At 52.8% G+C, this 24,729-nt stretch carries 24 protein-coding genes; 13 read left to right on the top strand and 11 right to left on the bottom strand.

The window, feature by feature from the left end; translation table 11 throughout:
- Positions 1 to 28: 28 nt before the first annotated feature.
- Complete coding sequence (locus E3E29_RS06565; protein WP_167910165.1) at positions 29 to 697, top strand: DUF257 family protein; 669 nt, start codon at positions 29 to 31, stop codon at positions 695 to 697.
- Positions 694 to 1,392 carry a DUF257 family protein gene (locus E3E29_RS06560; RefSeq protein WP_167910164.1) on the top strand — a complete coding sequence of 233 codons (699 nt, stop codon included), beginning with the start codon at positions 694 to 696 and terminating at the stop codon, positions 1,390 to 1,392. Before E3E29_RS06565 ends, E3E29_RS06560 begins: the two co-directional genes overlap by 4 nt.
- Positions 1,393 to 1,429: 37 nt before the next feature.
- Here E3E29_RS06560 and rtcA read toward each other — a convergent pair whose 3' ends face one another.
- The gene (gene rtcA, locus E3E29_RS06555; protein WP_167910163.1) at positions 1,430 to 2,461 is read right to left on the bottom strand and encodes an RNA 3'-terminal phosphate cyclase; all 1,032 of its coding nucleotides are present in this window, start codon (positions 2,459 to 2,461) and stop codon (positions 1,430 to 1,432) included.
- 105 nt (positions 2,462 to 2,566) lie between these two features.
- Here rtcA and E3E29_RS06550 point away from each other — a divergent pair, with 105 nt between their 5' ends.
- On the top strand, positions 2,567 to 3,151 hold the full coding sequence (locus tag E3E29_RS06550) for a hypothetical protein (protein ID WP_167910162.1): 585 nt from the start codon (positions 2,567 to 2,569) through the stop codon (positions 3,149 to 3,151).
- Here the strand turns inward: E3E29_RS06550 and E3E29_RS06545 are convergent.
- On the bottom strand, positions 3,132 to 3,977 hold the full coding sequence (locus tag E3E29_RS06545) for a hypothetical protein (protein ID WP_240922797.1): 846 nt from the start codon (positions 3,975 to 3,977) through the stop codon (positions 3,132 to 3,134). The two genes, E3E29_RS06550 and E3E29_RS06545, sit on opposite strands and share 20 nt — an antisense overlap.
- Before the next feature lie 34 nt (positions 3,978 to 4,011).
- Entirely contained in the window at positions 4,012 to 4,524 is a 513-nt protein-coding gene (locus tag E3E29_RS06540; protein WP_167910310.1) for a metallophosphoesterase, read from the bottom strand.
- A gap of 189 nt (positions 4,525 to 4,713) precedes the next feature.
- Between E3E29_RS06540 and E3E29_RS06535 the strand changes: the two genes are divergently transcribed.
- The 9 genes from E3E29_RS06535 to E3E29_RS06495 all read left to right on the top strand — a co-directional run bounded on the left by E3E29_RS06535 (position 4,714) and on the right by E3E29_RS06495 (position 18,383).
- Positions 4,714 to 5,205, top strand: coding sequence for a DNA replication complex GINS family protein (locus tag E3E29_RS06535; RefSeq protein WP_167910161.1), 492 nt, complete (start codon positions 4,714 to 4,716; stop codon positions 5,203 to 5,205).
- A 5-nt stretch (positions 5,206 to 5,210) separates the two neighbouring features.
- The gene (locus E3E29_RS06530; protein WP_167910309.1) at positions 5,211 to 12,062 is read left to right on the top strand and encodes an LAGLIDADG family homing endonuclease; all 6,852 of its coding nucleotides are present in this window, start codon (positions 5,211 to 5,213) and stop codon (positions 12,060 to 12,062) included.
- A gap of 69 nt (positions 12,063 to 12,131) precedes the next feature.
- Positions 12,132 to 12,560 (top strand): translation initiation factor IF-2 subunit beta, encoded by a 429-nt coding sequence (locus E3E29_RS06525; RefSeq protein WP_167910160.1) that lies wholly within the window; start codon positions 12,132 to 12,134, stop codon positions 12,558 to 12,560.
- 186 nt (positions 12,561 to 12,746) lie between these two features.
- Positions 12,747 to 14,315 (top strand): carboxyl transferase domain-containing protein, encoded by a 1,569-nt coding sequence (locus tag E3E29_RS06520; protein WP_167910159.1) that lies wholly within the window; start codon positions 12,747 to 12,749, stop codon positions 14,313 to 14,315.
- Between the two features lie 9 nt (positions 14,316 to 14,324).
- Positions 14,325 to 14,702, top strand: a complete 378-nt coding sequence (locus tag E3E29_RS06515) for an OadG family protein (RefSeq protein WP_167910158.1) — start codon at positions 14,325 to 14,327, stop codon at positions 14,700 to 14,702.
- A 2-nt stretch (positions 14,703 to 14,704) separates the two neighbouring features.
- Positions 14,705 to 15,178, top strand: a complete 474-nt coding sequence (locus E3E29_RS06510; protein WP_167910308.1) for an acetyl-CoA carboxylase biotin carboxyl carrier protein subunit — start codon at positions 14,705 to 14,707, stop codon at positions 15,176 to 15,178.
- Between the two features lie 6 nt (positions 15,179 to 15,184).
- Positions 15,185 to 16,378 carry a sodium ion-translocating decarboxylase subunit beta gene (locus E3E29_RS06505; protein WP_167910157.1) on the top strand — a complete coding sequence of 398 codons (1,194 nt, stop codon included), beginning with the start codon at positions 15,185 to 15,187 and terminating at the stop codon, positions 16,376 to 16,378.
- Positions 16,379 to 16,504: 126 nt separating this feature from the next.
- Complete coding sequence (locus E3E29_RS06500) at positions 16,505 to 17,350, top strand: CBS domain-containing protein (RefSeq protein ID WP_167910307.1); 846 nt, start codon at positions 16,505 to 16,507, stop codon at positions 17,348 to 17,350.
- 22 nt (positions 17,351 to 17,372) lie between these two features.
- Positions 17,373 to 18,383, top strand: a complete 1,011-nt coding sequence (locus E3E29_RS06495; RefSeq protein WP_167910156.1) for a homoserine dehydrogenase — start codon at positions 17,373 to 17,375, stop codon at positions 18,381 to 18,383.
- Between the two features lie 47 nt (positions 18,384 to 18,430).
- Here the strand turns inward: E3E29_RS06495 and E3E29_RS06490 are convergent, their stop codons facing one another.
- Positions 18,431 to 18,868 carry a hypothetical protein gene (locus tag E3E29_RS06490; protein ID WP_167910155.1) on the bottom strand — a complete coding sequence of 146 codons (438 nt, stop codon included), beginning with the start codon at positions 18,866 to 18,868 and terminating at the stop codon, positions 18,431 to 18,433.
- Between the two features lie 172 nt (positions 18,869 to 19,040).
- Here E3E29_RS06490 and E3E29_RS06485 point away from each other — a divergent pair, with 172 nt between their 5' ends.
- A complete protein-coding gene (locus E3E29_RS06485; protein ID WP_167910154.1) occupies positions 19,041 to 19,565 on the top strand; it encodes an ASCH domain-containing protein in 525 nt (174 codons plus the stop codon).
- Here the strand turns inward: E3E29_RS06485 and E3E29_RS06480 are convergent.
- From E3E29_RS06480 to psmA, 7 genes are all read right to left on the bottom strand, one after another.
- Positions 19,562 to 20,275: a ZPR1 zinc finger domain-containing protein gene (locus E3E29_RS06480; RefSeq protein WP_167910306.1), complete on the bottom strand. Its 714-nt coding sequence runs from the start codon at positions 20,273 to 20,275 to the stop codon at positions 19,562 to 19,564. The genes E3E29_RS06485 and E3E29_RS06480 overlap by 4 nt on opposite strands.
- Positions 20,276 to 20,370: 95 nt before the next feature.
- Positions 20,371 to 20,790, bottom strand: a complete 420-nt coding sequence (locus E3E29_RS06475; RefSeq protein ID WP_167910153.1) for a cell division protein SepF — start codon at positions 20,788 to 20,790, stop codon at positions 20,371 to 20,373.
- Between the two features lie 85 nt (positions 20,791 to 20,875).
- Positions 20,876 to 21,697, bottom strand: coding sequence for an exosome complex protein Rrp42 (gene rrp42, locus E3E29_RS06470; protein WP_167910152.1), 822 nt, complete (start codon positions 21,695 to 21,697; stop codon positions 20,876 to 20,878).
- Positions 21,690 to 22,439 carry an exosome complex exonuclease Rrp41 gene (gene rrp41 / locus E3E29_RS06465; RefSeq protein ID WP_167910151.1) on the bottom strand — a complete coding sequence of 250 codons (750 nt, stop codon included), beginning with the start codon at positions 22,437 to 22,439 and terminating at the stop codon, positions 21,690 to 21,692. Before rrp41 ends, rrp42 begins: the two co-directional genes overlap by 8 nt.
- Positions 22,436 to 23,200: an exosome complex RNA-binding protein Rrp4 gene (gene rrp4, locus E3E29_RS06460; protein WP_167910150.1), complete on the bottom strand. Its 765-nt coding sequence runs from the start codon at positions 23,198 to 23,200 to the stop codon at positions 22,436 to 22,438. The genes rrp41 and rrp4 overlap by 4 nt, the downstream gene beginning before the upstream one ends.
- Positions 23,197 to 23,907 carry a ribosome assembly factor SBDS gene (locus E3E29_RS06455; protein WP_167910149.1) on the bottom strand — a complete coding sequence of 237 codons (711 nt, stop codon included), beginning with the start codon at positions 23,905 to 23,907 and terminating at the stop codon, positions 23,197 to 23,199. Before E3E29_RS06455 ends, rrp4 begins: the two co-directional genes overlap by 4 nt.
- An 11-nt stretch (positions 23,908 to 23,918) precedes the next feature.
- On the bottom strand, positions 23,919 to 24,701 hold the full coding sequence (gene psmA / locus E3E29_RS06450) for an archaeal proteasome endopeptidase complex subunit alpha (protein WP_167910148.1): 783 nt from the start codon (positions 24,699 to 24,701) through the stop codon (positions 23,919 to 23,921).
- Between the last annotated feature and the right edge of the window lie 28 nt (positions 24,702 to 24,729).

Genomic DNA, 24,729 nt, shown 5'->3' with positions numbered 1-24,729 from the left:
ATTAAGATATTACTGATAAAATAACCCGGTGGGACTGGTGAACGATGCGATTTTCAAGATGTTTGAAGGCATAAAGCCCGGCGAGATAGTCCTCCTGGAATATTTACCCTCACACATACCCGAGTTCTTCGTCAAAGAGGTCGTGGAGTACGCGAAAGCAAAGGGATTACCCCTTATCATCGATGACAACTTCGACACCCTTCCGGTCATAGTCAACAACATGGACACCCTTGATATCTCCATTGATATTAATAACGTCCCAGTCATAAAAACAGGGGGAAGAATAGATGTCGGAAACGTCATCGCAAAGGTCAAATTCCACCCAGACCCCAGAGTTTATCTGATGAACTACATCAACGCCGCAAAAGGAGCTTTTGATGAGTATCCCAACGCGATGAATATGGTCCTAGGCTTAGAAAGCCTCTTCCACCTCCCAATGTCTGTGCCGGAGTTCTACACGATAATCCTCAACCTGGAGAAATTCCTTGGAAATGAAAAGAGAAGAGCGTTCTATTTAATGAATAAAGAGGTGCTAAACGCTCTCCCTTTCTACACAGCAGCTGAAATGAGAAGGATTGCAAGCACGGTGGTAGAGCTAAAGCCGTACCCAACGGGAGCGAGGGCACTTTTCGTCAAATCCCCCAACATTGGTATACTGGGAAGGGAGGTCATAGTTGACGTGGGTGAGGAGTTATGAACAACGACGTTGAAAAGCTGACGGAGATACTACTCAGCAAAAAACCAGGGGGAACAGTACTGGTCGAGAACTACGCTCCCCTTGGGACCGAGGCAATTCTGACGCTCCTGCTCAGGAGTGCAGAGGAGAGGGGCACTCCCGTACTCATAGAGGACATACTGGATACGCTCCCGGTGTACATCAAACACCTCAAGTTGATGGACGTCGACGTCGACCTAGACAAGAGCAACGTCCTGAAAATAGGAGGCAGCGAGGCCGTTGGAAACATCGTTAAAAGGATGAACTTTGATGTTGATCTGAAAGTATACCTACGCCAGTACGAGAAAGCGTTCTCTGAGGTTTCCATAGGTGAACCATTCATAGACATCATCCTCGGGTTCGAGAGGATTTTTGCATTCAACGACAACATAAAAGATCTCTACACGCTGATATCGAGCCTAAGGCAGTTCATCACAGACAAAAAGAGAAGGGCATTCTACTTCATTGAAAGCCCCATAATGAACAAACTAAAGAGTTCTCCCCGACCCATCCTGGAAGACTTGGCGACGTCAGTTGTCTCCCTCAGCGAGGAAAAAGAGATGCTCAGAGTGAGGATAAGGAAAGACCCCATGATACTACGGCTTAATATCGGAGAACTGGTGGTACCTCTCTCAGACATCCTGAGAATTCCAAGAGAACTCGCCAACGACCAATGAAGTTTACAGATAAAAAAATCTCGATAATGAGGAAAAATCAAAGTGAAACACCAGCGGTCTCAATTCTCCCGGGGCTTCCAACCTCTCCTTCAACCTCAAATACCTTTCCAAAGAACCTCTCAACTACCCAAACGTTGGTGAGCAAATGGTTCGTTACCTCACTCACCCCAACCTCGCCACCGGCAAAAGCCAAGAACGGCACCAGCTGATCGCCGAGGAACTTATCCACCGCCATTCTCGTTGTCAAAGCCCCAATCAGCTCGTCCGCCGCTTCCCTTCCTACAGTTTCAGCGGGTTTTCCGCGTTTTCCAAGGGCATCTCCGCCGAGCCTAAGTTTATCCGTCTCGGCCCAAACCACCACACCGCTTCCGGGCCCCAGGGAGCGCGAAACTTCGGTCTCTATCCCAACTGGAACGCTGTAAAACTCTTCCAGCCTCTCCCGAGCGGCCTTTGCCTGCCTCTCCGCCACGTGGGCTGGAAGGTTGGTAGCATGGCTTATCCCACCAAAGCGCTCAACCCTTTCGAATTCGAGTGCTCTAAGGGGCTTTTTCTCTTCCCACGGCTCCACTTTACCAACCACGAGGCCGCCGCCCTTTGGATAGTGGCCGCGCCGCTTTATCTCCAGTTCGACTTTAAGGCCCATCTTCTCAAAGGCGTGAAGGGTAACGTGCTTGAGGTAATCTACCGGCGGGCTCCAGGGGACGTCGGTTCCCCCGGTTATCTCAAAGCTACCTCCAGTAAACGCCATCGCTGGAAGAAGAGCCTGGAGGATGAGAGTTATACTCCCAGCGGTCTTAACGGGTACTCTTATGTGCTTAGGCTCTGGTTGTCTGGGGATGAACTCAAGCTCTGTCGAGCCGACGCTGGCCCCTTTGACTTTCGCGTTGCTCAGCTCCTTCAAAGCCAGAATCCCGTGCAGGTGCTGTGGTCTTAAGCCAGGATTGGACCTGTTGGCGCGGATTTTGGTTATTCTAACTGCCTTTCCGGTTATTACAGATAGAGCAACGCTCGTCCTCAGTATCTGGCCTCCACCTTCCCCGTACGAGCCGTCTATCTCAACCCACTCCATGTTACCACCGTGGAGTCTTCAAAGGAGGGAGATAAAAACATGACCTTCTCACGCGGAACTCAGAAACATTTTTACCGGCACCGGGGAAGTTAAAACGGTGAGAAAATGGACGAACTTGAATTCTGTGTGAAAAGCCTCAGTTATCCGCTGGGAATGCTGATTGAAGGGCTGGAGCGTAGGAGAGGCGATATAATAACCGTTTCCAGGGGACGGCTATACACGATGGAGATGCCCTTCGCGGCCCTGTGCTACCTCACAGCACTTATGCTCTTCAACTCCCTCGACCAGGTCGACAGGAAGAGGCTGGGGAACGATTACTCTTCAATCTATGGGTTCGGGCGGAAACTCCTGGGCTCAAAGCTGGGGGAGAGGCTTAAACCATATCTCAAGAGCCCCGGAAAGTACATAGGGATAATAGAGAGACTTGCGATTCCATGGCTTGAGTTCGAGGAGAGGAAGATGAAGGTTGAGCCCTACCTGAAAAAACTCAAACTGGGGGAAATCCGGGACCGGAACGAGTTCCTCAGGAGATCAGATTTCCTTAAAGAACTCTCGGTTGATGAGGCGCTCCTGCTGTCGTACATCGTGGAGGAACCCAAAAAGAAGGAGCTGGTAAACGCGGCCCTTGGAAAGCACAACCCCTCGTTCAGGGAAGCGGCGAAGGCATACTTCACCACCCTCCGCGGTTGAACCTAAGGGCTATCTGGAGGGCCTTCCCTTTCTCCACTCCGAACTTAGCCACAATAGCCCCAACGAGCTCCGCCAGGGCATCAACGTTTTTTAGGTTCAGCCTCTCCGGTGGATAGTCCGAAAAGAGGGAGGAGTCAACCTCCATCCCCAGGCGGGAGGATAGCTCTGCGGCAAACTCCTCAACGGACAGGGGCGGTATCCTGATGACCGCGGGGAAATCGAGGAAGTAGTACTTATCCGCGTTTTTCGTCTCGACGATTACCACGGAGCCAGCGTCCAGGAGCTCGGCAACCTTCTCGACCGGGGGCTCCCTGAGGAGAATCGCCTCCGGAGGGATGTACTGGGAAATATCAACCCCCGCCAGGTTCTCAACGAGAACACTGACACCCAGCGAAAGCATCTCCTCTGGAGAGGGCTCTTCATCCTTTACCGCCCCTGAGAGGGCCCCCTCATTCTCCCCGACTATGCGGTTGTAGAGGGACTCGCTGACCATCGTTATCTGGTAGACCGTCTTGGCATCCCCCAGGTGCAGGACGCCGTTGGAGAGGAGCTTTAGACCCAGCCTGGAGAGGGCCGAGCTGAGGGAGGATTCAGTCCTCGTTGTTATCGCCTCCCTGTCCCCAACGTCCTCAGTGCCGCTGCTCACAAGGAGGTAGTCTGCCGGGAAGAGGCCGCGGGCGTTAAAGAAGCGCTCAAGGGTCTTCTTGGCGAGCTCCTCGCTCACGGCGTAGACCCTGACGAACTCCACGTTGCCAACTGGGTCCACTCCTATCAGAACGACCGCGTCTTCCCTCTCCATCGGAACGAGTATGTCCTCCATCACCATCGCCCTAAACCCTGTGAAGGGGTTAAAATCAACCTCAGAGGCTCATGGCACCGAGGAGCTCCCCGGTGTCTATGTTGATTATCTGGACTTCCCTCCTCCTCGTGTCGAGCAGGGCCACGCTCTTAACGCCGGTGACGTAGCCGCAGACTTCCCCCGGGTTTATGAGGATGGTCCTCCCTTCTTCCCTTATCTCGTAGCGGTGGGTGTGGCCCACGACGACAACGTCGTAGAGCTTGCTCCTGGCGAGGGCGCGAACGAGGATGTCGTTCGTCCCGTGGGTCACGGCTATCTTCATCCCGTCGGCCTCAAGTTCTATCAGCTCGTCGTATATACCAAGCGCCTCGTAGAGGCCCTTCCTCTCGCCGTCGTTGTTTCCAAAGACGCCCTTTAGGGGGGCTTTCAGATTTTTCAGTTCTTCCGCCACGAAAGGAGCCACGAAGTCTCCCGCGTGGATGACGAGCTCGACGTTCCTGGAGTTGAAGAACTCCACGGCCTTCCTTATGGCGGGGAGGTTATCGTGAGTGTCGCTCATTATGCCGATCAGCATCGTTACCACCTAAAACTGGTTCCCCCAACGGTTTATAGGGTTATCGTGCCCATCAAAGGCGCTATGAATATATGAATACATGAACACGTTGGAGTGGAAAAGAACCTCCCACTGAACTGACCATGAGGGAACTCATCGGGACGGCCAAGGTTTATTAGGCCCTCGTCCAACACCCCAACAGGTGGTGGCATGCTGAGCGGGAGGGCCCTCATACCAATCAAAATCCTCAAGCCCCTGGGAGACTGGAATAAGGGAGACATCGCCCTGGTTGAGGATTGGAAGGCCAAGGTGCTCTGGGAGAGCGGAATCGGCGAGATAGTTGACGAGACAGACAAAGTCATAGGCGAGATAGACCGCGCCATCTCTGGGGAGAGGGAGAGTGAGCCCCTAACTGCCCTCCCGGCCGGCCTCTACGACAGGGCCGAGTTCTACATATATTATCTCGAAAACTACGTGAGGAAGAACCCCGAGGAGAGCATAGACGTCCTGGGGATCAAGATGACGAAGCTCGCGAACCTCAAGAAAAAGTACCGCTATTTGAAGGAGCTCCGCTTCAAGAAAATCCTTGAAACGGTGAGACTCCGGCCCAACAGCCTGGAAGTCCTCGGAAGGCTCTCACCGGAGGAGAGGAGGATATACATCGAGCTTTCCAAAATCAGGAACGAATGGCTTGGGGAGTGAGGAGAATGGAAAGGGAGGAGATGATATCGCGCTTTTCCACGTTCTTCCGCGAGTACAAAGACGACGAGGGGAACCCCGTTTATCTAAACAAGCTCAGGGATCTGCTGACGGTGGTCCCAAAGCGCTCGCTCTCGATAGACTGGAACCACCTGAACTCATTTGACCCGGAGCTCGCGGAGGAACTCCTTGAGAACCCAGAGGAGGTAATAGCCAGCGCAGAGGACGCGGTTCAGATCGTCCTTCGCGAAGACCTAATGTACAACGGAGAGCTTAAAATTCACGCCAGGTTCTTCAACCTCCAGCACACCCTCCTAGTCAAAGAGCTGGGGAGCGAGCACATAAACCGCCTGATCCAGGTTGAAGGCATAATCACGCGCGTGAGCGAGGTCAAGCCCTTCGTCGAGAAGGCCGTCTTCGTGTGCAAGGACTGCGGAAATGAGATGGTTCGCCTCCAGAGACCCTATGACAACCTGGTGAAGCCCGCAAAGTGTGACGCCTGTGGAAGCAGAAACGTTGAACTCGATGTGGAGAAGAGCCGCTTCATCAACTTCCAGAGCTTCCGCCTTCAGGACAGGCCGGAGAGCCTCAAGGGCGGCCAGATGCCGCGCTTCGTCGATGCAATCCTTCTTGACGACCTCGTTGATACCGCCCTGCCCGGTGACCGCGTCCTCGTCACAGGAATACTCCGCGTTATCCTGGATCAGAAGGACAAGAGGCCGATATTTCGGAAGGTTCTGGAAGTAAACCACATAGAACAGCTCAGCAAGGAGATAGAGGAGCTCGAAATCTCACCAGAGGACGAGCAGAAGATACGAGAGCTGGCAAAGAGGAAGGACATCGTCGATGCGATAGTAGACTCAATAGCACCCGCAATCTGGGGCCACAAGACGGTGAAGAAGGGAATAGCACTGGCGCTCTTCGGTGGAGTCCAGAGAACGCTGCCGGACGGGACTAAACTCAGAGGAGAGAGCCATGTTTTGCTCGTTGGAGATCCGGGAGTAGCCAAGTGCGTTGACTACGATACAAAAGTAGTGCTTGCCGATGGAAGCATCAGACCAATCGGAGAGCTCGTCGATAAAGCTATAGAGAACGCCAAAAACGATGGAAGGCTCGGAGTCGTTGATGACGGTTATTACGCCCCCATAGACCTTGAACTCTACGCTCTCGATGCTTCAACACTTAAGGTGAGGATGGTTAAGGCGAACATCGCGTGGAAGAGAACCTCTCCAGAAAGAATGTTCAGGATAAAAACGGCAAGTGGAAGGGAGATAAGGGTAACGCCCACACACCCATTCTTTGTATTCGAGGATGGGACCTTCAAGACCAGAAAAGCCGAAGAGTTGAAGGTTGGGGATTTCATTGCAGTTCCCAGGACTATCCCTACAACTGGAAAACCAGTAAACCTCAGCGAGGTACCTATTCAAAAACCAAAGACTGCAAAGAGCAGATTGACACTCCCAGAGTTTGCAGATGAAGAATTTTGGTACGTTATTGGGTTGATTACGGGAGAAGGCCACACCCAGAAACGCGGTAGTAGTGCGACCCTTTACTTCACCAATAACGATGAAGAGCTGATAGAAAGGGTTCACGGATATCTAAGTAGGATTGGACTTAATCCAACTGTGAGAAGCCCACACAAAGGAAAGACCGCAAGTGAGGTTTATGCATCCGGCATTGAACTTTACAGCCTCCTTGAATGGCTTAGAATAGCCGGCAACTCTGCAGAGAAGAGAATCTCACCTCAACTATTTAATGCCAGAGACGTCGATATAAAAGCCTTCCTAAGAGGATACTTCGATGCCAAAGGAACCGTTGATAAGAGAAGACCAAAGATAACGATTGTTTCAGCATCAAAAGAACTTGTCAGAGGAATACAACATCTGCTGCTCAGGTTCAGCATTAAGTCCCAGTTCCATGAGACCGTTAGTAAAGCAACAAACGGAAAGATGAAGGAAAAAAAGACGTACTATCGACTTTTCATAACCGGAGAGGACGCCGCAAAGTTCAGGGACATTGTTGGATTCGGACTTCCGAGAAAGATGGAAGTCCTCAGAGAAGTTACTCAGAACATCAAACCCAACACGAATGTAGATGTTGTCCCCGGCGTTAGCAAGCTCCTCAGAGAGGCTAGGATGAAAGCAGGACTCACCCAAAAGGACATGGGGATAAACCGTTCTACGTATCTGCATTATGAACGGGGAGACAGATTGCCCAGCAGAGAAAAGCTCATGGCTATAGCTCAAACTCTAAAAGCCCAATTACCCAACTCGGATGATGTTAAACTCCTTGAACTTCTTGCAGGCTCAGACATATTCTGGGACAGGGTGGAAGAGATAGAGGAATACAAGCCGGAGCACCCGTGGGTCTATGACCTCCAGGTTCCTGAGCACCACAACTTCATAGCGAACGACATCTTTGTCCACAACAGCCAGATTCTCCGTTACGTCGCCAATCTGGCCCCAAGGGCTATTTACACGAGTGGGAAGAGCAGTTCGGCTGCCGGTCTTTGCATTGCGCCGGATTCACTTATTGTGACCGATTCGGGGCTTCATGAAATAGGGCCACTTGTCAAAAACTGGATGAGAGGCATGGGGGATATTGAGTACTCAGAAGGAATATCATACACCCCCTACCTCGGAGAAAGTCTGGCATTTGAAAGCAATTCCGGTAAAGTTAAAGAGGCCGTAATGAGCCGGGTCTGGAAGCTAAATGCTCCCAGGGAACTCGTTAAAATAAAAACAATCGCAGGAAAGGAAATAACTACGACTCCGGAAACAAAACTGCTCACCTTCGACGGAACCTTTGAATGGAAAGAGGTCAGCGATGTTAAACCCGGGGATTACGTGGTAACGCTGAGAAAGCTTCGGGTTGAGAAGAAGCCAATCTACACTATGGAGCTTATTAAAGATTTGGACGACCTCGTGATCTACGGAGCCAAGAAAGAAGTTAAACGCCTAATCGAGAAGATAACTAAAGAAAAAGGCCTCACGAAGAGGGAACTGGCCAAAACTCTAGGAGTCAGCGAAGATATGGTATACCACAACTGGGTGAACGAAAAAGCAAGGGGCAATGTAACCATAAAACACCTGAAAAAACTTGCTGAACTGGCCGAAGAACCACTCCATGCCATTCATCCCTCTGAAGTCGCGCTCCAGGATGGAAAGAGAATCAAGATACCAAAAACCATCGATGAAAAGTTTGCCTATTTCATTGGATTGGTCGCTGGGGACGGCGATGTCTCCAGGGCAGGATGGGGTGTTTCAGTAAGGTTCTCCAATGGAAACGGGGGAATGAGGGAGAAATTCAAAGAGCTGGCAAAGGAGCTCTTTGGAATTGAAGCCAAGGAAAGCCAGCAGGGATGGAGAGTCCCTGCGGTGCGCTTCCACTCGAAGATCGTCGCCCATATTCTCAACGAACTTGGAATCCCGCTCTCGCCGAAGTCAAGCAGGCTAGATATCCCACCCAGGCTCTTTAATGCTCCAAAGGACGTGCTTGCCGCTTACATAAGGGGGCTTTTTGATTGCGATGGCACAGTGGTTATAAAGACCAATGGCTCCTCATACGTTGAATTAGACACGGTGAGCGAAAAGTTAGCCAGAAAGCTTCAGTTGGCCCTTCTTCGCTTTGGCATCCTGTCCCACCTAAGAAAGAGGAGCAGAAAAGGCAAAGTTAACGAGATAAACGGAAGAATGGTTATCCCCAAACACGACAGATGGGAGCTCAAGATTTACGGGGAGAACATACTCCGCTTTGCCAAAGAAATCGGCTTTGAGCACCCAGAGAAGAAGGAAAAGCTTGGTAAGCTCGTCGAACGTATTCACCTCTCAAAGAAGGACACCAACGTCGACGTAGTTCCGAGTGTCGGAAAGATAATCAAAGAGATAAGAAAGTTCTACGGGATGAGTATTGAGAACCTCTACGGCTCAAGGGTAGGCTCGACAGTCGAGAGGGGGAAGACGATTTCGAGAGCACTCCTCAGAAAAGTCGTATCGAACCTTGAGAAGGCGAAGGTTGAGACAGTCCCGGTTAGATTGCCAAATGACCTCAGGAGAAGGATCGGCAAGGCACTAAAACCGAGCGAGCTCGGACTTAAACGCGAAGAGTTCTACGAACTGTTCATAAGAGAACGGGACAGACCCATAAGGTATAACCTTCTCGTTAAAGCCGCGAAACTTCTCTCGGAGAAAGATGAACAAGCATATAGGGAGCTTATCTGGCTCTTAAGCGAGGTCGCCGCTCGAGAAAAAGAAATGCGTGAAAAGATTGAATTCCTTAGAGGCCTGGTCAATTCAGAGGTTCTCTTTGAGAAAGTCAAAGAAACAAAGCAGATTGAAACACCCTACGATTACGTCTACGACCTCACCGTCGAAGGTTCACACAGCTTCATAGCCAACGGTTTCGTCGTCCACAATACTGCAGCAGCCGTCCGCGACGAATTTACGGGCTCCTGGGTGCTGGAAGCAGGTGTTTTGGTTCTCGCCGACGGTGGATTTGCCTGTCTGCATCCAGACTCCCGCGTTCTCGTCGATGGAAAATACCAGCGCATAGAGGATCTCTTTGAGCTCCAGAAGTCGTACAAAGCGCGCTCGGGCAACGAAATTGTGGACATCCAGGAGAAAAACATGGAAATAGTGGCCCTCGACCTCTCCACCATAAAGACAAGAAAAAGCACAGCCACTATAATCCGCAGGAAGCCTTGGAAAGGCGATTTAATCCGCTTAAAGCTGCGCTCAGGCAACGAGATAACGCTAACCCCCGACCACCTGCTGATAGACGGAGAGACTCTGGAGTGGAAGGAGGCGGAGAAATTCAGAGTTGGGGACAAAATACAGGCCATAGATGAAAACCTGAATCCAAAAGCTGATGAAATCGTCTCAATTGAGCGCATACCCTACGAGGGTTATGTATACGACCTCTACGTTCCGGACGAGCATAACTTCATCGCCGAGGGAATAATCGTCCACAACTGCATTGACGAATTTGACAAGATGAGCGACCGCGACAGGAGCGCGATACACGAAGCTCTTGAACAGCAGAGCTACCACCACGACTTCGAGCTTCTCTTAGCGGATGGCAGGAAAGTAAAGATAGGCGAGCTCGTTGATGAGCTCATCGAGAGGAACCGGGATAAGGTCATACTTGGAAAGGACACGGAGATACTTCCCGTTGATGACGTCGAGCTCCTAGCTTACGACCTTGCAAAGAAGGAAGTCGTTAGAGTAAAGGCCGACCGCGTGAGCAGACACACGGCTCCAGAGAGGTTCATAAAGATACGGTTCTCAAATGGCAGGGAGATTACAGTAACACCAGAGCATCCGGTTATGGTGTGGGAGAAGGGGGAAATAACCGAGAGGCCCGCCGAAAAGGTAATCCCCGGCGATATTGCATTGGGAGTGAGACGGTATCCCATCCACGTTGATGGAAAGTCCATGGAGCGCTACAAAGATCCTAGAGAAGCGGAAGCCTACCAGGACCACCTCTACTTTAAGGGGGTTCTCTCAAAGATCAGAAAAACGGGCCTGAACCTCACAGTTGAGAGGGCCGAGAGGACGCTACCAAAGGAACTCGTGAAGCCGCTCTTCCGCGCATCCCGGGCTATTGGGGTAAGACTGAGCCCGAGGGAAAGGGCGCGACTGAGCCAGCCCCTCGTTAAGGAATCCCACATGCAAGAGATTCTCAACAAGATAGAGGAGAGGCTGAGAGACCTCGAAGAGTGGAAGGAGAAGGAACCTCTGAAGGCCCTTGATTCCATACCCAAGAGCTGGCTGTACTTCAGGTACGGGATCACAGTGAACAGACTCAAGAAGGAGATCGGGAAGGGAGAAGGCTTCCCCGTGGAGATAGTCAGGAGCGCGGTCGACGAGAAGATCAGGGAGGCGAGGAAACATCTCGACGAGTTCTACTCCCTGTGGAACGCCAACGTGAACTTTCTGAGGGTAAAGCGGGTCGAGGAAGTTCCAAACGACCGGTGGAAGTGGGTCTATGACGTTACCGTCGAGCCGTACCACCTCTTCGTTTCCAATGGATTGGTTCTCCACAACTCGATAAGCATTTCAAAAGCCGGCATCACAGCCACGCTGAACTCCAGGACGACGGTTATAGCGGCCGCCAATCCAAAATTCGGGCGCTTCAACAGGATGAAGTCCCTTCCGGAACAGCTCGACCTGCCGCCAACGCTCCTCAGCCGTTTCGACCTCATATTCCTCCTCCTGGACGAACCGGACGAGAAGGTGGACGCCAGCATAGCCGAGCACATCCTCAAGGTTCGTAGGGGGGAGGCAGAGGCGGTAACTCCAAAGATACCCTACGACCTGCTCAAGAAGTACATAGCCTACGCGAGGAAGAACGTTCACCCGGTTTTGAGCAGGGAAGCCATGGAGGAGATAAAGAACTACTACGTCAGAATGAGAAAGGGATTCAAGCGGAGAGGAGAGAGCGAGGAGGAGATGCAGCCAATACCGATTACAGCAAGGCAGCTGGAGGCACTCATAAGGCTGAGTGAAGCCCATGCACGCATGCGCCTGAGCGAGACAGTTACGCGGGAGGACGCGAGGGCGGCGATAGAGATCATAGAGAGAATGCTGAGGACAATCGCGGTGGACGAAGAGGGAGCACTCGACGCGGCAATCCTTGAGGTCGGTAAGAGTACGAAGAAGCTCAACAAGATAGAGAAACTGATAGACATAATCAAGAACCTTGAGAGCGAGGGAGAGTTCGGGGCCCCGGAGGAGAGTGTGATAGAAGCCGCTAAGCAGGCGGGACTTGGAACAGAAGGCGATATAAAGCGCCTCCTCAACGATCTGAAGCGCGATGCACGGGTATACGAACCGAGGAGTGGATTTTACAAAGTTCTCTAACTCCCCCCTTATTTCCCCTTAAAGGCAAGGATTATAAAGCGGCACGGCCACATGGAATGGGGTGAGAACATGAGCGAGAAGACGGACTTTTACGATTTCGAGAGCCTGCTTGGCAAGGCTTATGAAGAACTTCCCGAGAACGTAAAGGAGCACTCCTCACGTTTCGAGGTTCCACCTGCCCAGGTCACGATAGCGGGCAACAGGACAATAATAGAGAACTTCGTGGGCATAGCCGAGGCAATGAACCGCGACCCGAACCACCTCCTAAAGTTCATCCTGCGCGAGGTTGCAACGGCCGGAACGCTCGAAGGGAGGAGGGTAATCCTCCAGGGGCGCTTCACGCCGTACCTCATAAGCAACAAGCTCAAGAAGTACCTCAAGGAGTTCGTCATCTGCCCGGTCTGCGGAAGCCCGGACACGAAGATAATCAAGAAGGGCCGCTTCCACTTCCTCAAGTGCGAGGCCTGCGGTGCGGAGACGCCGATAGCACACCTGTAAAGCCTTTCCTCTTTTTGAATTCTCACTTGTCTTTAGGGGAGAGTTTTGATTATTCCAAATGGATACCTCCAAGCGCGTTTCCGATAGCGAATGGCTCTTTGAACTCTGTTAGATAGACCTAACGCCTTTGAAAACCCTTTTAAACTTTACAAACTACAACCTCCAGCAATTTACGGAGGAGTTCTTATGAGCATGGAAGATAAACTTGAGGAGCTCTATGAGAGAAGGAAGAAGATTATGGCGATGGGCGGCGAGAAGGCCGTCGAGAAGCAGCACGCCAAGGGCAAACTCACCGCCAGGGAGAGGATAGAGAAGCTCCTCGACCCAGGAAGCTTCGTCGAGATTGGTGCCTTCGTGAAGCATCGCGGCACGGAGTTCGGAATGGACAAGAAGGAGCTACCTGCCGACGGTGTCATCACCGGCTACGGAACCATCGACGGGCGCCTGGTTTTCGTCTACTCCCAGGACTTCACCGTCATGGGCGGTTCTCTCGGTGAGATGCACGCGGCAAAGATAAAGCGCATAATGGAGCTAGCCCTTGAGGCAGGGGCTCCGGTCATAGGTCTCAACGATTCCGGTGGGGCGAGGATACAGGAGGGCGTTGACTCCCTGAAGGGCTACGGAGACATATTCAAGATGAACACCCTCCTAAGTGGCGTCGTCCCACAGATTACGGCCATTATGGGCCCATGCGCCGGTGGAGCAGTTTACAGCCCTGCCATCGGTGACTTCATTCTGATGGTGGACAACCCGGCGACCTTCATGTTCATCACAGGTCCACAGGTCGTCAAGGCCGTTACGGGCGTTGAAGTCAGCTCCGAGCAGCTTGGGGGTGCGATGGTCCACGCCCAGAAGGCGGGGCAGGCACACCTCATCGGCAAGAGTGATGAGGAAGTTCTGACGCTCATTAGGAAGCTCGTGAGCTACCTGCCGTCCAACAACATGGAGAAGCCGCCAAAGGTCAAGACTAGTGACTTACCATTCAGAAAGAGTGAAGCGCTGTACTCCATAGTTCCTGACGACCCGAACAAGGGCTACGACGTGAGGGGGGTTATCTACGAGATAGTCGACAGGGACGAGAACGGAAACCCCGACTTCCTGGAGATTCTGCCGTACTTCGCACCCAACGCCGTCGTCGGCTTTGGGAGGATGAACGGCCAGACCGTTGGAATAGTCGCCAACAATCCGATTTACTTCGCCGGCGTTCTCGACATCGACAGCTCGGACAAAATAGCGAGGTTTGTTAGAACGTGCGACGCCTACAACATACCGGTGGTTACCCTCGTTGACGTCCCAGGTTACCTCCCCGGAACCCAGCAGGAGTACGGGGGAATCATCAGACACGGTGCAAAGGTCTTATACGCATATTCTGAGGCGACCGTTCCGCTCGTCACCGTCGTCCTGAGGAAGGCCTACGGTGGAGCATACCTGGCCATGGGAAGCAAGCACCTCGGTGCTGACTTCGTGTTCGCCTGGCCGACGGCGGAGATAGCGGTCATGGGTCCGGAGGGAGCGGCAAACATCATCTTCAGGAAGGAGATAGCAGCCGCTGAGAACCCGGAAGAAGTCCGCCAGCAGAAGATAGCCGAGTACCGCGACAAGTTCGCCAATCCGTACGTGGCCGCGGCGCGCGGATACATCGACGACGTTATAGACCCGGCTGAGACCAGGGGGAGGGTAGTTATGGCCCTTGAAGCGATGGGGAGCAAGAGAGTAAAGCTCCCGCCGAAAAAGCACGGCAACATGCCGCTGTGAGGTGTTAGCATGTCGTCAGCACTAATAGAAGGCGGATGGGTAACGGTAATCGGCGTTACCGTCGTCTTTATTATCCTGGGAATACTGGCCCTAGTTCTCTACTTCGTGGGCTGGCTGGAGAGGCGCCTCGTCGAGAGAGAGACGCCAGCTCCGGTGCCGGCCCCAACACCGGCTCCTGCAGAGCCTAAGCCGGAGGAGAAGCCGGAGATTCCGCCGAGGGACCTGGCGGTTATAACGGCGGCGATACTCGCTTACACTGCAGAGAAAGCAAGCCAGCTGAGGCCGGTCCCGTTCAGGAAGAAGATTTCGGATGCATGGCGCCTCTACGGCCTCCACACCGCAACGGAGGAAGTTGAGGATTTCAACTATGAGAAGAGGAAGTGGTGAGAATGGCGAAGGTTAAGGTCATCGTTGATGGCGTTGAGTACGAGGTAGCGGTAGAGGAGCTCCCTGGAGGAAAGTTCAAGGTCAGCTTTGAGGACAAGAGCTATGAGATTGAGGCACAGGGTTTTGGAATAGACGTGAGCGCCCTTAGTGCCCAAGCGAGCGTTTCAACTGCCCCTGCTCCTGCGGTTTCTTCACCTGCTCCAGCTCCAGTTGCACCAGTGGCACCTACAGCTCCGGCAACTCCTTCACCGGCTCCTGCGGGTGAGGGTGTTGTTACTGCTCCAATGCCGGGAAAAATCCTCAGAATACTCGTCAAAGAAGGAGAACAAGTCAAAACTGGACAAGGACTCCTGATCCTTGAGGCAATGAAAATGGAGAACGAGATTCCAGCACCAAAAGATGGCGTAGTGAAGAAAATCCTCGTCAAAGAAGGAGACACCGTAAACACAGGAGACCCAATAATAGAAATCAGGTGAAGGGGCATGACGGGCTTTATAGACTTCCTCGGAACACTTGGCTTCCTTCAGCTGACAGTGGGCAACCTCATAATGATACTCGTCGGCCTCACCCTCGTCTACCTCGCGATAAAGTACGAGATGGAGCCCCTGCTGCTCCTGCCAATAGGTATAACCGCAGTGCTGGTGAACCTGCCGTTAAACGGAATAGCCAACTGGCCGGTGGCCATAAACCTCCCGCAGGGAATAGAAGGAAACATATTCGCCACACTCACGTACATGAACCAGCACTACGGCTCGCCGGGCCTATTTGACATAATCTACTACACCCTTGTAAAAACGGAGATAGTCCCGCTCCTCATATTCTTCGGACTCGGGGCAATGACGGACTTCGGGCCCATGATAGCCGATCCAAAGACGGCTTTGATGGGCGCTGCTGCTCAGATAGGTGTCTTCGTTGCAATGCTAACGGCTCTGGCGATAGGCTTCAACCTCCACCAGTCGGCGAGCATAGGAATCATCGGTGGTGCCGACGGGCCGACCACAATCTACCTAACTACAAAGCTGGCCCCTGAGATACTGGCAGCGACGGCCGTTGCAGCCTACAGCTATATGAGCCTCGTCCCACTCATTCAGCCTCCTATCATCAAGGCATTAACAAGTCCAGAGGAGAGGAAGATACGCATGGAGCAGCTCAGACCCGTTTCAAAGAGGGAGAAGATACTCTTCCCAATAATCACCATGATAGTCATTGGACTGCTCGTTCCGAGTGCGGCACCACTGATAGGCATGCTCATGATAGGAAACCTCTTCAGGGAGAGCGGCGTTGTTGAAAGGCTCAGCAAGGCCGCACAGGAGGAGCTCATGAACATCGTCACCATATTCCTCGGCCTCGGCGTTGGCTCGACCATGAGGGCCGAGAGCTTCCTTACAGCCCAGACCCTTGAGATACTCGGACTCGGTGTCGTTGCCTTCGCCAGTGCAACCGCTGGAGGAGTGCTCTTTGGTAAGCTTATGAAGAAGTTAAGCGGCGGGAAGATAAACCCGATGATAGGTGCCGCTGGGGTTTCAGCAGTTCCGATGTCGGCCAGGGTCGTCCAGAGAATGGCGAGCGAAGAGGATCCCGGAAACTTCATCCTCATGCACGCAATGGGTCCGAACGTCGCCGGCGTTATAGGAACTGCAGTTGTCGCCGGAGTGTTCCTTGCCCTCCTTGGGTAAGTTCTTTTATTTCCCCTTTGTACCATTTTTTCATCGGAGGAATTCCAGCTACTCCACTTATTTTAGGGCCCCTGAACAAAACATTAAAATATGGGAAGGGTTCTCTAAGGTAAAGCGGTGGTGAAGATGAAAGTAAAGACCATAATGACCAAGGATCCCGTGGTCATCGAGCTCCCTGCCACTAGGAGCTATGCATTGGAACTATTCAGAAAATACAACGTTAGAGCGTTCCCAGTTGTGAACAAAAAGACCGGGAAAGTCAGCGGGATAATAAGTATAAAGCGCCTTCTTCTGCACCCCGACGAGGATCAGCTGGCCATGATCATACAGCGAGATGTTCCGATGGTAAAGCCCGACGACGACCTGAAGAAAGCCGTGAGAATGATGCTCGAAATGGACTATCGCCGGGTGGTCGTCGTTGATGAGGACGAAAAGGTCGTTGGTATTCTAACCGTTGGGGACATTATAAGGCGTTATCTCTCCAAGAACGGGAAGCTAAAGGACGTAACAATCGAGAACTACTATCAGAAGAACGTCGGTGTCGTCTGGCGCGGAACCCCCCTAAAGGCTGCCCTAAAAGCCCTCCTCCTATGCAACGCCATGGCAATCCCGGTCATAGACGACGACGGGAACCTCGTTGGGATGGTAGACGAGACGGACCTCCTGAAAGACGGAGAGGTAATCCGAGTAATGAGGAGCACTGAACTGGCCGTTTCAAGCGAGGAGGACTGGATACTGGAGAGCCATCCAACGCTTCTCTTTGAGAAAGCCGAGCTCCAGCTTCCGAAGAAGCCCGTTGAACAGATCATGAATCCCCACCTGGTAGTGGCAACCCCCCACATGAGCGTCTATGATGTCGCCCAGAAGATGGTGCAGCACGAGATAGAGCAGTTGCCCGTGATAAAAGGAGAAGGGGAACTCACGGGCATAGTCAGGGACATGGATATGATAAAGGTCATCCTGGGTAAGTGACCTTTTCTTTTCGGTGGTTTTTATGGGTGAAGTCATCCTCTCCATTTTTGGTTTCGGTAACGTTGGACGGGCAACTGCACAGGTTCTCCTGGAGAAAGCCGGGATTTTCAGGGAGAAATATGGAGTTAACATCAAAGTCGTCAGCATCTCAGACACAAGCGGAACGGTCTGGCTGCCCGAGGGGATAGACCTCCCAGAAGCCCTTCTCGTGAAGGAGAACTTTGGAAAGCTTTCGAAATGGACGAATGACTACGAGGTTTACAACCTTTCTCCGAGAGAAGCGGTTAGAGAGATTGATGCCGACGTAGTCATAGACGTTACGAACGATAAAAATGCATGGGAGTGGCACCGAACGGCGCTCAGAGAGGGGAAAGGAGTGGTAACCAGTAACAAGCCACCTCTGGCGTTCCATTACGAGGAGCTCATCAAAGAAGCAGAGAAAAGAGACCTTCCGTACCTCTTCGAGGCGACAGTAATGGCGGGAACTCCGATAGTGGGGCTACTCAGGGGAAATCTCCGTGGGGACACCATTGAAAGGATTGAGGCAGTTCTCAACGCGACGACCACCTTCATCCTGACAGAGATGGAAAGGGGTATGAGCTTTGAGCGGGCACTCGAAAGGGCCCAAAAGCTTGGAATCGCGGAGCGGGACCCGAGCGGCGACATAACTGGGGTGGACGCTGGTTACAAAGCCACGATACTCCACTGCCTAGCTTTTCGTCCGATAACGTTTAACGAGGCAAAGGTCAGGGGGATAACTGAGGTAACGGAGGGAGAGATTGAGAGGGCCAAAGCACGGGGGAAAACGGTGAGACTCGTCGCCAGGGTTGAAGGGGGCAGCGTAACCGTGGAACCAAAGGAAATACCAAGGGACAGCCCCTTAGCGGTTGAGAGCCACGAGAACGCGGCGATTATAAAGACCGACCTCCTTGGAAAGCTGGTCATCAGTGGAGCAGGCGCAGGGTTGAAGGAGACGGCCAGCGGGGTCATAGGGGATATTTTGAAGGCTTCACTAACGCTGCTGAAGAGATGATTGGCCAGCTTCGTTGTTCTCTCCAGCTATCTTCTGAAGAAAGAGAATCAGGGAAGGGAATACTTCTCCCCCACAATCTCCACCACAACCCGGGTACCCCCAAGCTTAGTGGGCGTGGGGTACACGCGGATTGGGGTACCACACACAGCGGTTTCAAGGGGTTCGTTCAGGCGAAGTTCCCGCAAACTGTAGCCATCTTCCAAAACGGAGAGAACCGGCGTATCCTGGTCGTACCAGTAAATCCGGTCACAGGTTTTTTCGCCGTTAGTAACTCTAAGGGCAGGTTTTCCACCCACTGCCATCCCAATCAGAGGCCCCAGAACCATTCCACCAAAAAGTACCCCCACAAGTGCTGAGGAGGTGAAGGGCGCTATAACGAACATGAAGAAGATAAACAACAGCACTGCGATAGCCAGGGAAACTATTGCAGCTTTTCTATTGTAGCGTCTGTATTTCTTAACAGTGATCACGTAACATTCACCCACCTAACAATACGTAAGAAACTCTTTTTAATAGTTGCCTCCACTCAAGGTAACCTGACCTTTACATCTTCTGCTTTTATCACGAGCTCTATCTTTCCAAAGAGAAGCAGCATCAAAGAAAATTGCGCGCAATCCTTTTTAACCTTTCATCGAGCCATGTGGTGGTGAAAAGAGCATGGAGCACGTCATAGCCCTCCACCAGGTCTACGCGGAGCTGATATTCCGAGGACTGAAGACGGTGGAACTCCGAAAGAGAAAGGCCTTCAATGAGGGAGACCTAGTTTTTCTCTACGTAGCAAGGGGAAACCCCTACGAGCTCAGGGACACGTTGAGAAGGCTTGGCCTCCACGAGGAGCAGACTTTAACGCGGAGGGGAACGATAGCGGGCGGTTTTGAGGTTGGAGAGGTTATCAAGGCCGACCTCGACACGCTCTGGGAGATAGCCAAAGATACAAGCGGATTGACTTTAGTCCACAGCGAGAACGGTAAGAAGTGGCTTGGGGAGTACATAAAGGACTTCGGATACGCCTTCACGATAGAGAGGCCCTTTCTGTTCAAGGAGCCAATAAGTAGGGAGGAAATGAAGAGGCGCTACGGAATCCACGTGGAGGGAATAATCCACGTTTCGGCGAGAACGAGGAAGGAGTGGGTGAAAAACCTGATGGAAGACCTCCTGACGAGGGAGGTCGTTTACCTCTAATCGGTCTCTTCTTCGTGGTCTTTCTCTTTGGAGGAACCTCCCTCCCCAGAACCTTCATTCGACCCAGCTTCTAGTTCATCCGGGTTCACCTTCACGTATGGGCCGAGGCTGAGGGAGTCTATCTCCTTCTGCGTTAAAAGTCTGCTCTTAACTTTCTCGCCGACGAGGGCGCTGTTGCCCAGTGGGTCCATTATCCTGACGGTGAGAGGTTTTCTGCCCTCCCCAACCTCCTTAATGTACTCAAGCACTTCGTCCGCTCTCTTCACGGCCTCTTCGTCGCCTTCCTGCCGCTTGAACTCCCTGGCCATCAGCAGGGTCTCCCTCACCCTCTCCAGAACCCCTTCAACGTTGCTGACGAATCCCTCGGCGGCCGGGCCGGGCTCAATCTTAACGCCTATCTCGTCGAGCTCTATTGTTCCGCTCTTGCTTCTGACGACGCGCGTGAAGAGGTCTTTCTCCTCCTCTACCCGAACGGTGTAGAGCTTGGGCGGCCTGTCCTCGAGCATGACGACGTCGGCGTTTCGGTAGCCGCACTTCTCGCAGAATATCGTGCTCTCCATGACCTTTCCGAAGTAGGGAATCTCGTGGATGTACTGCATGGCCTTGAGCGTGCCCTTCCCACCGCATACTGGGCAGTCGCCGAGGGTGATGACCTGAATCTCATCTGGATTAACGTTATCCTCTCTCTTCTTTTCCTCTCTCTCCACCATCTTCACCACCGGAGAGTGAACTCAAAAAGGGTTTATAAAGTCACGTGCTTAGTGCAAAAACGGCAAGAATAGGAACGGGGTATGAAGAAAGAAAATCACTTGGCGAGCTTTATGTCTTCTGGGGTCAGGAGAAGCCTTATCTCGTTCTTGCAGACCTTGGCGACCTGACCGCCGAGGGCGGCGCTCATTCCCTTTATCTGCTCCGCAACCTTCTCAAGGATGTCCGGTTTGACCTCCAGCGGGCTTAGGTCGACGAGAACGAGGTTGCCGTTCTGGAGTTCGGTGGATATCGTCTCAAGGTCGGAGTAGCTCGTCACTATGACCTTCTTGATGTACCTGACCTGAGGTTTAACTATCTCCCTGGCGAGAACATCCTCCTCAAGGGGGATTACGTCAACGTCCCTCGGAGCCTGGGTTTTATCCTCCTTAGCGGGGGCAACCTCCTTAACGGGCACGGACTTCTTGGGTTTATCCTCCGCCGGCTTCTTCTTAACGATGCTATCAAACAGCCCCATTCTTTTCACCCCGGTTTAATCGTAACGAAAGCTGGACTAAATTGGACCTCAATGTTTATATCTCTTTCCCATAGAAAAAGGGGCCTCATTCGGCCCCACCTATGGACTTCATGAGGAGTTCCCTGAGCTCAGCCGATTTTTTGATTGCGATATCGACGGCGTACATAACCTCCTCAAGCTTGAAAGAGCCGCCTTCTCCTTTCTGAGCGGCGGAGATATGACCCGTTTCGTCGGTGGTTATGGTTATCCTGCTGTCCATAACGTTCTCTTCGTCGAGGTTCGGATCCACGACTATGTTGGAGCCAATCTTGGCGAACGTTACCGGAAGTGGAACGTGAGTTACTGGGAGCGGGAATCTCTCCTCAAGGCGCACCAGCTCTCCGGTCTCCTCGTTGTACTCTATCTTGGGAATCTGAGTCGTCAGAAGGGCAGCCATGGCGGCAAGGCCCGTGGCGTCGATGAGGTTGCCGTCATGGTCCAGGACGTGGACGTCTATGAATATGACGTACACGAGCTTCCCTGGGATGATAACGAGCTTCTCAAGGTCGACGGCCCCGCTCTCCCTTATGCCCCTGTCAACGACGCGGGCGAGCTCAATAGCCCTCTCATCCGGCGGGCCGGGCTCAAAAGTCGGCGATGCGAGCGGGACAAGCTCAACGTTAGTTGTCATAACACCTCTGTCAGGTAGATCGGGGAAGGGCTCGCCAACGTCGATCTTTATGCCGACGAGAACCCTGGTATCACCAAGCCTGACCCAGGCAGAACCCTCAGCTTTCTCTACGAGGCCGGTCTTTATCTCGATGTCGCGGTAGTCCTCAAAGCCCCTTCCATCTATCCTCTTATTATCCTTAAGCAGGCTGAGGATCCGGTCCCTCATTATACCGGCCATTACCTCTGCATCACTCATTCTCAGCCACCTCCTCGGCGATCTTGAGGTACTTTTCCCTCAGTGCATCCCTCTGCTTCTGATAGACTGCCTTGGCGCCTTTTATCGCGAGCTTTACGGCCTCCATGAACTCCTCCCTGGTGAGGTAGCCGTCCATCTGGAGGAGAGTTATGTCGTTTTTCAGGGGCATTATAGCCACTGGGACGTCCGCCTCACCATAGTTGTCCTCATCCTTGTTGAGGTCAAGGACGATCTCCCCGTCTATCTTCCCGGCTGCGCACGCGGCAACCAGGTCCCTCATTGGAACGCCCGCATCAGCGAGGGCAAGTGAAGCCGCGGTTATGCCTGCAACGCGGGTACCAGCATCGGCCTGCAGAACCTCAATAAAGACGTCTATCACTGTCCGCGGGAACATCTCAAGGATCAGGGCGGGCTCAAGGGCTCCCCTGATGACCTTGCTTATCTCAACGCTCCTCCTGTCGGGGCCCGGCTTCTTCCTCTCCTCAACGCTGAAGGGTGCCATGTTGTACCTGACGCGGAGAACTGCCATATCCGGCCTCTGGAGGTGTTTGGGGTGTATCTCCCTCGGCCCGTAGACCGCAGCGAGTATCTTGTTCTTGCCCCACTCTATGTAAGCGGAGCCGTCAGCGTTCTTCAGGACCCCAACTTCCATATTGAGGGGCCTGAGTTCGTACTTCTTTCTTCCGTCAACCCTCTTACCGTTCTCATCGATGAGCTTCAAACCTTCCGGCCTACCCATCATTGTTCTTCACCTTTGTTCTCTTCATCAAGGCGGGGAACCTCTCCTATTACCCCGCGCTCCTTAAGTTCGTTAAGCCGGGAGAGGAGCATCTCCTTCACCCTGTCGGTCAATCCCTGGGTGTGACTCTCCCTGTTAACCTTGAGTATAGCCTCAACAGCCAGGTTTTCGAGTTCGGGCTTCTTTCCGCTGACCCATACCCATCCGTTCTGGCCGACGATTATCCTCGTCCCAGTAAGCTTCTTTATCATGTTTATCATTGAACCGCCCTTGCCTATGACCCTCGGAACCTTTGAGGGGGTTATCGTCACGAGCTGGCCTCCCCTGAGCGGGCCACCCCTGAACGGCATTCCCCTCGTTGTGAGGTCTATCTGGTTCACTTCGTTGTATGCCTTCACTTTGGCGTAGATTATGTCACCTATATCGAATATCTTCCTGAGATCAGTCTTGGCCAAATCGATGCGCTCCTCTGCGGCATCCTGGACGCGAAGGCCCGCCTCGTACGGTGCTCCTATGTCAACGGCCCAGTTAGAGAACCTGACGTCGACTATCTTTCCGAGGACGTTGTCGCCAACTTCGGGCATGTACGGCCCTTCGAGGGGTATTACCCGTATTAAGTCTCCCCTGACTTCCACCAGGCCTACCACGGTTGAGTAAATCCTGTTGCCTTCCCTGAAAGTCCCTCTTCCAGCCTTAAATGGTCCCTGGGCAAGTAGCGTTCCAGGAACAACCAATTCCCTGGGTTTTACAAAAACTCTCTTCATAGTCCCTTCCTCTCTACAAGTTTAGTTACGGCTTCGCCCTTTGTAAGGGCGTTGAGCTTCTCATAAAACTCCTCCTCAACCCCTCCGGGGATTTCGATGAGGAACATCCACGAGCCGTCGCTGGCCCACTCCTCCCTCTTGATGTTGCCGAACTTCCTGACTTCCCCATAGGCTTTGCCCACATAATCGCTTGGAACCTTGACCGCTATGACTTTCATCTCCAACTTTATCGGGAGAAGCGGTCGGATAGCTCTGATGACCCCTGGAACCTGGGCCTCGGCATCCTTGAAGAGGTCCACGTGCACGCCGGCTTCTTCCATGGCCTTCAGAATCCTGTCCACGGGATGGGGATAGCCAGTTCTTGGATCAACGGCGTGTCTGTGTATCATAGTAGCTATGTAGCGCCTCTTGTCCTCAAGCATCTGCCTCCTCTGCTCGGCGGTGAGCTGAACCTCCCCTTTTTGCAGTATCGTCTTGGCGACCTCATAGGGATCACTGGTGCCGAATATCTTCTCCATCTCGTGCTCGCTCGCCTTGTCACCCTTGTGCGCATCTTTGAAAATGTAAGGAGTGGCGAGGATCTCCTCTATCGGGACGTCCTTGCCCTCCTTGAAGTCCCTCGCCAGGTAAGGATCGACCAGTATCTCAAACGTTTCACCATGCGTTTTCAGACGGGCGATGACGGCTCTATCAAGGCTTATTGGCATCGCCCGTCACCTCAGTAGTTTTGGTCGAGTTCTGAGTAGTCCTCAGATTTCTCCTCGACCTCTTCCTCTTCGGCCTCTTTGAGGACATCGTTGAGGTACTGCTCCACGTCTTCCTTTGAAAGCTTCTTCCAGCTCTTGTCTTCCATGGTGATGTAGGCAACCTCTATGCCCTCCGCGCTGGGCTCTTCAAGGGTCTTGGCCAGCGCGAGTATGGCGAGCTTTATCGCTCCCTCCATGCCGATGTCATCGCTGTAGTGCTCCTCAAAGATTGCCATGGCCGTGTTCCTGCCGCTTCCTATCGCGACCGCCTTCCACTCAAAGTAAGCACCGCTCGGATCGGTCTCATAGAGTTCGGGCTTCTCGTTGACGCCCGCCATGAGTAGGGCCGCACCGAAGGGCCTCACACCGCCGTACTGGGTGTGGGCCTGCTTGAGGTCGCATATCTTCTTAACCAGAACGGTGAGAGGAACGGGTTCGCCGTAGGTGAGGCGGTAAACCTGGGCCTCAAGCCTGGCCCTGTCAACGAGAACGCGGGCATCGGCTATTATGCCGCTCGGAGCGGCGGCTATGTGCTCGTCAATCTGGAAAATCTTCTCATAACTGCTCGGTTCAATCAGCCTGCTGGTTATCCTCTTCTCAACGGCGAGGACAACGCCATCCTTCCATTTTACTCCAACGGCAGTCGCTCCCCTCTTTACAGCCTCCCTGGCATAATTAACCTGGAAGAGCCTCCCGTCCGGACTGAAAACCGTTATAGCCCGGTCATAACCTGCCTGTGGTGGTACAAACGCCATCATATATCACCCCTATCCTTTCTTAACC

The organism is Thermococcus sp. Bubb.Bath (assembly GCF_012027595.1).
GTDB lineage: Archaea > Methanobacteriota_B > Thermococci > Thermococcales > Thermococcaceae > Thermococcus.
The sequence above is the reverse complement of the archived record's forward strand: the minus strand, read 5'-3'. Positions and strand labels throughout refer to the sequence as shown.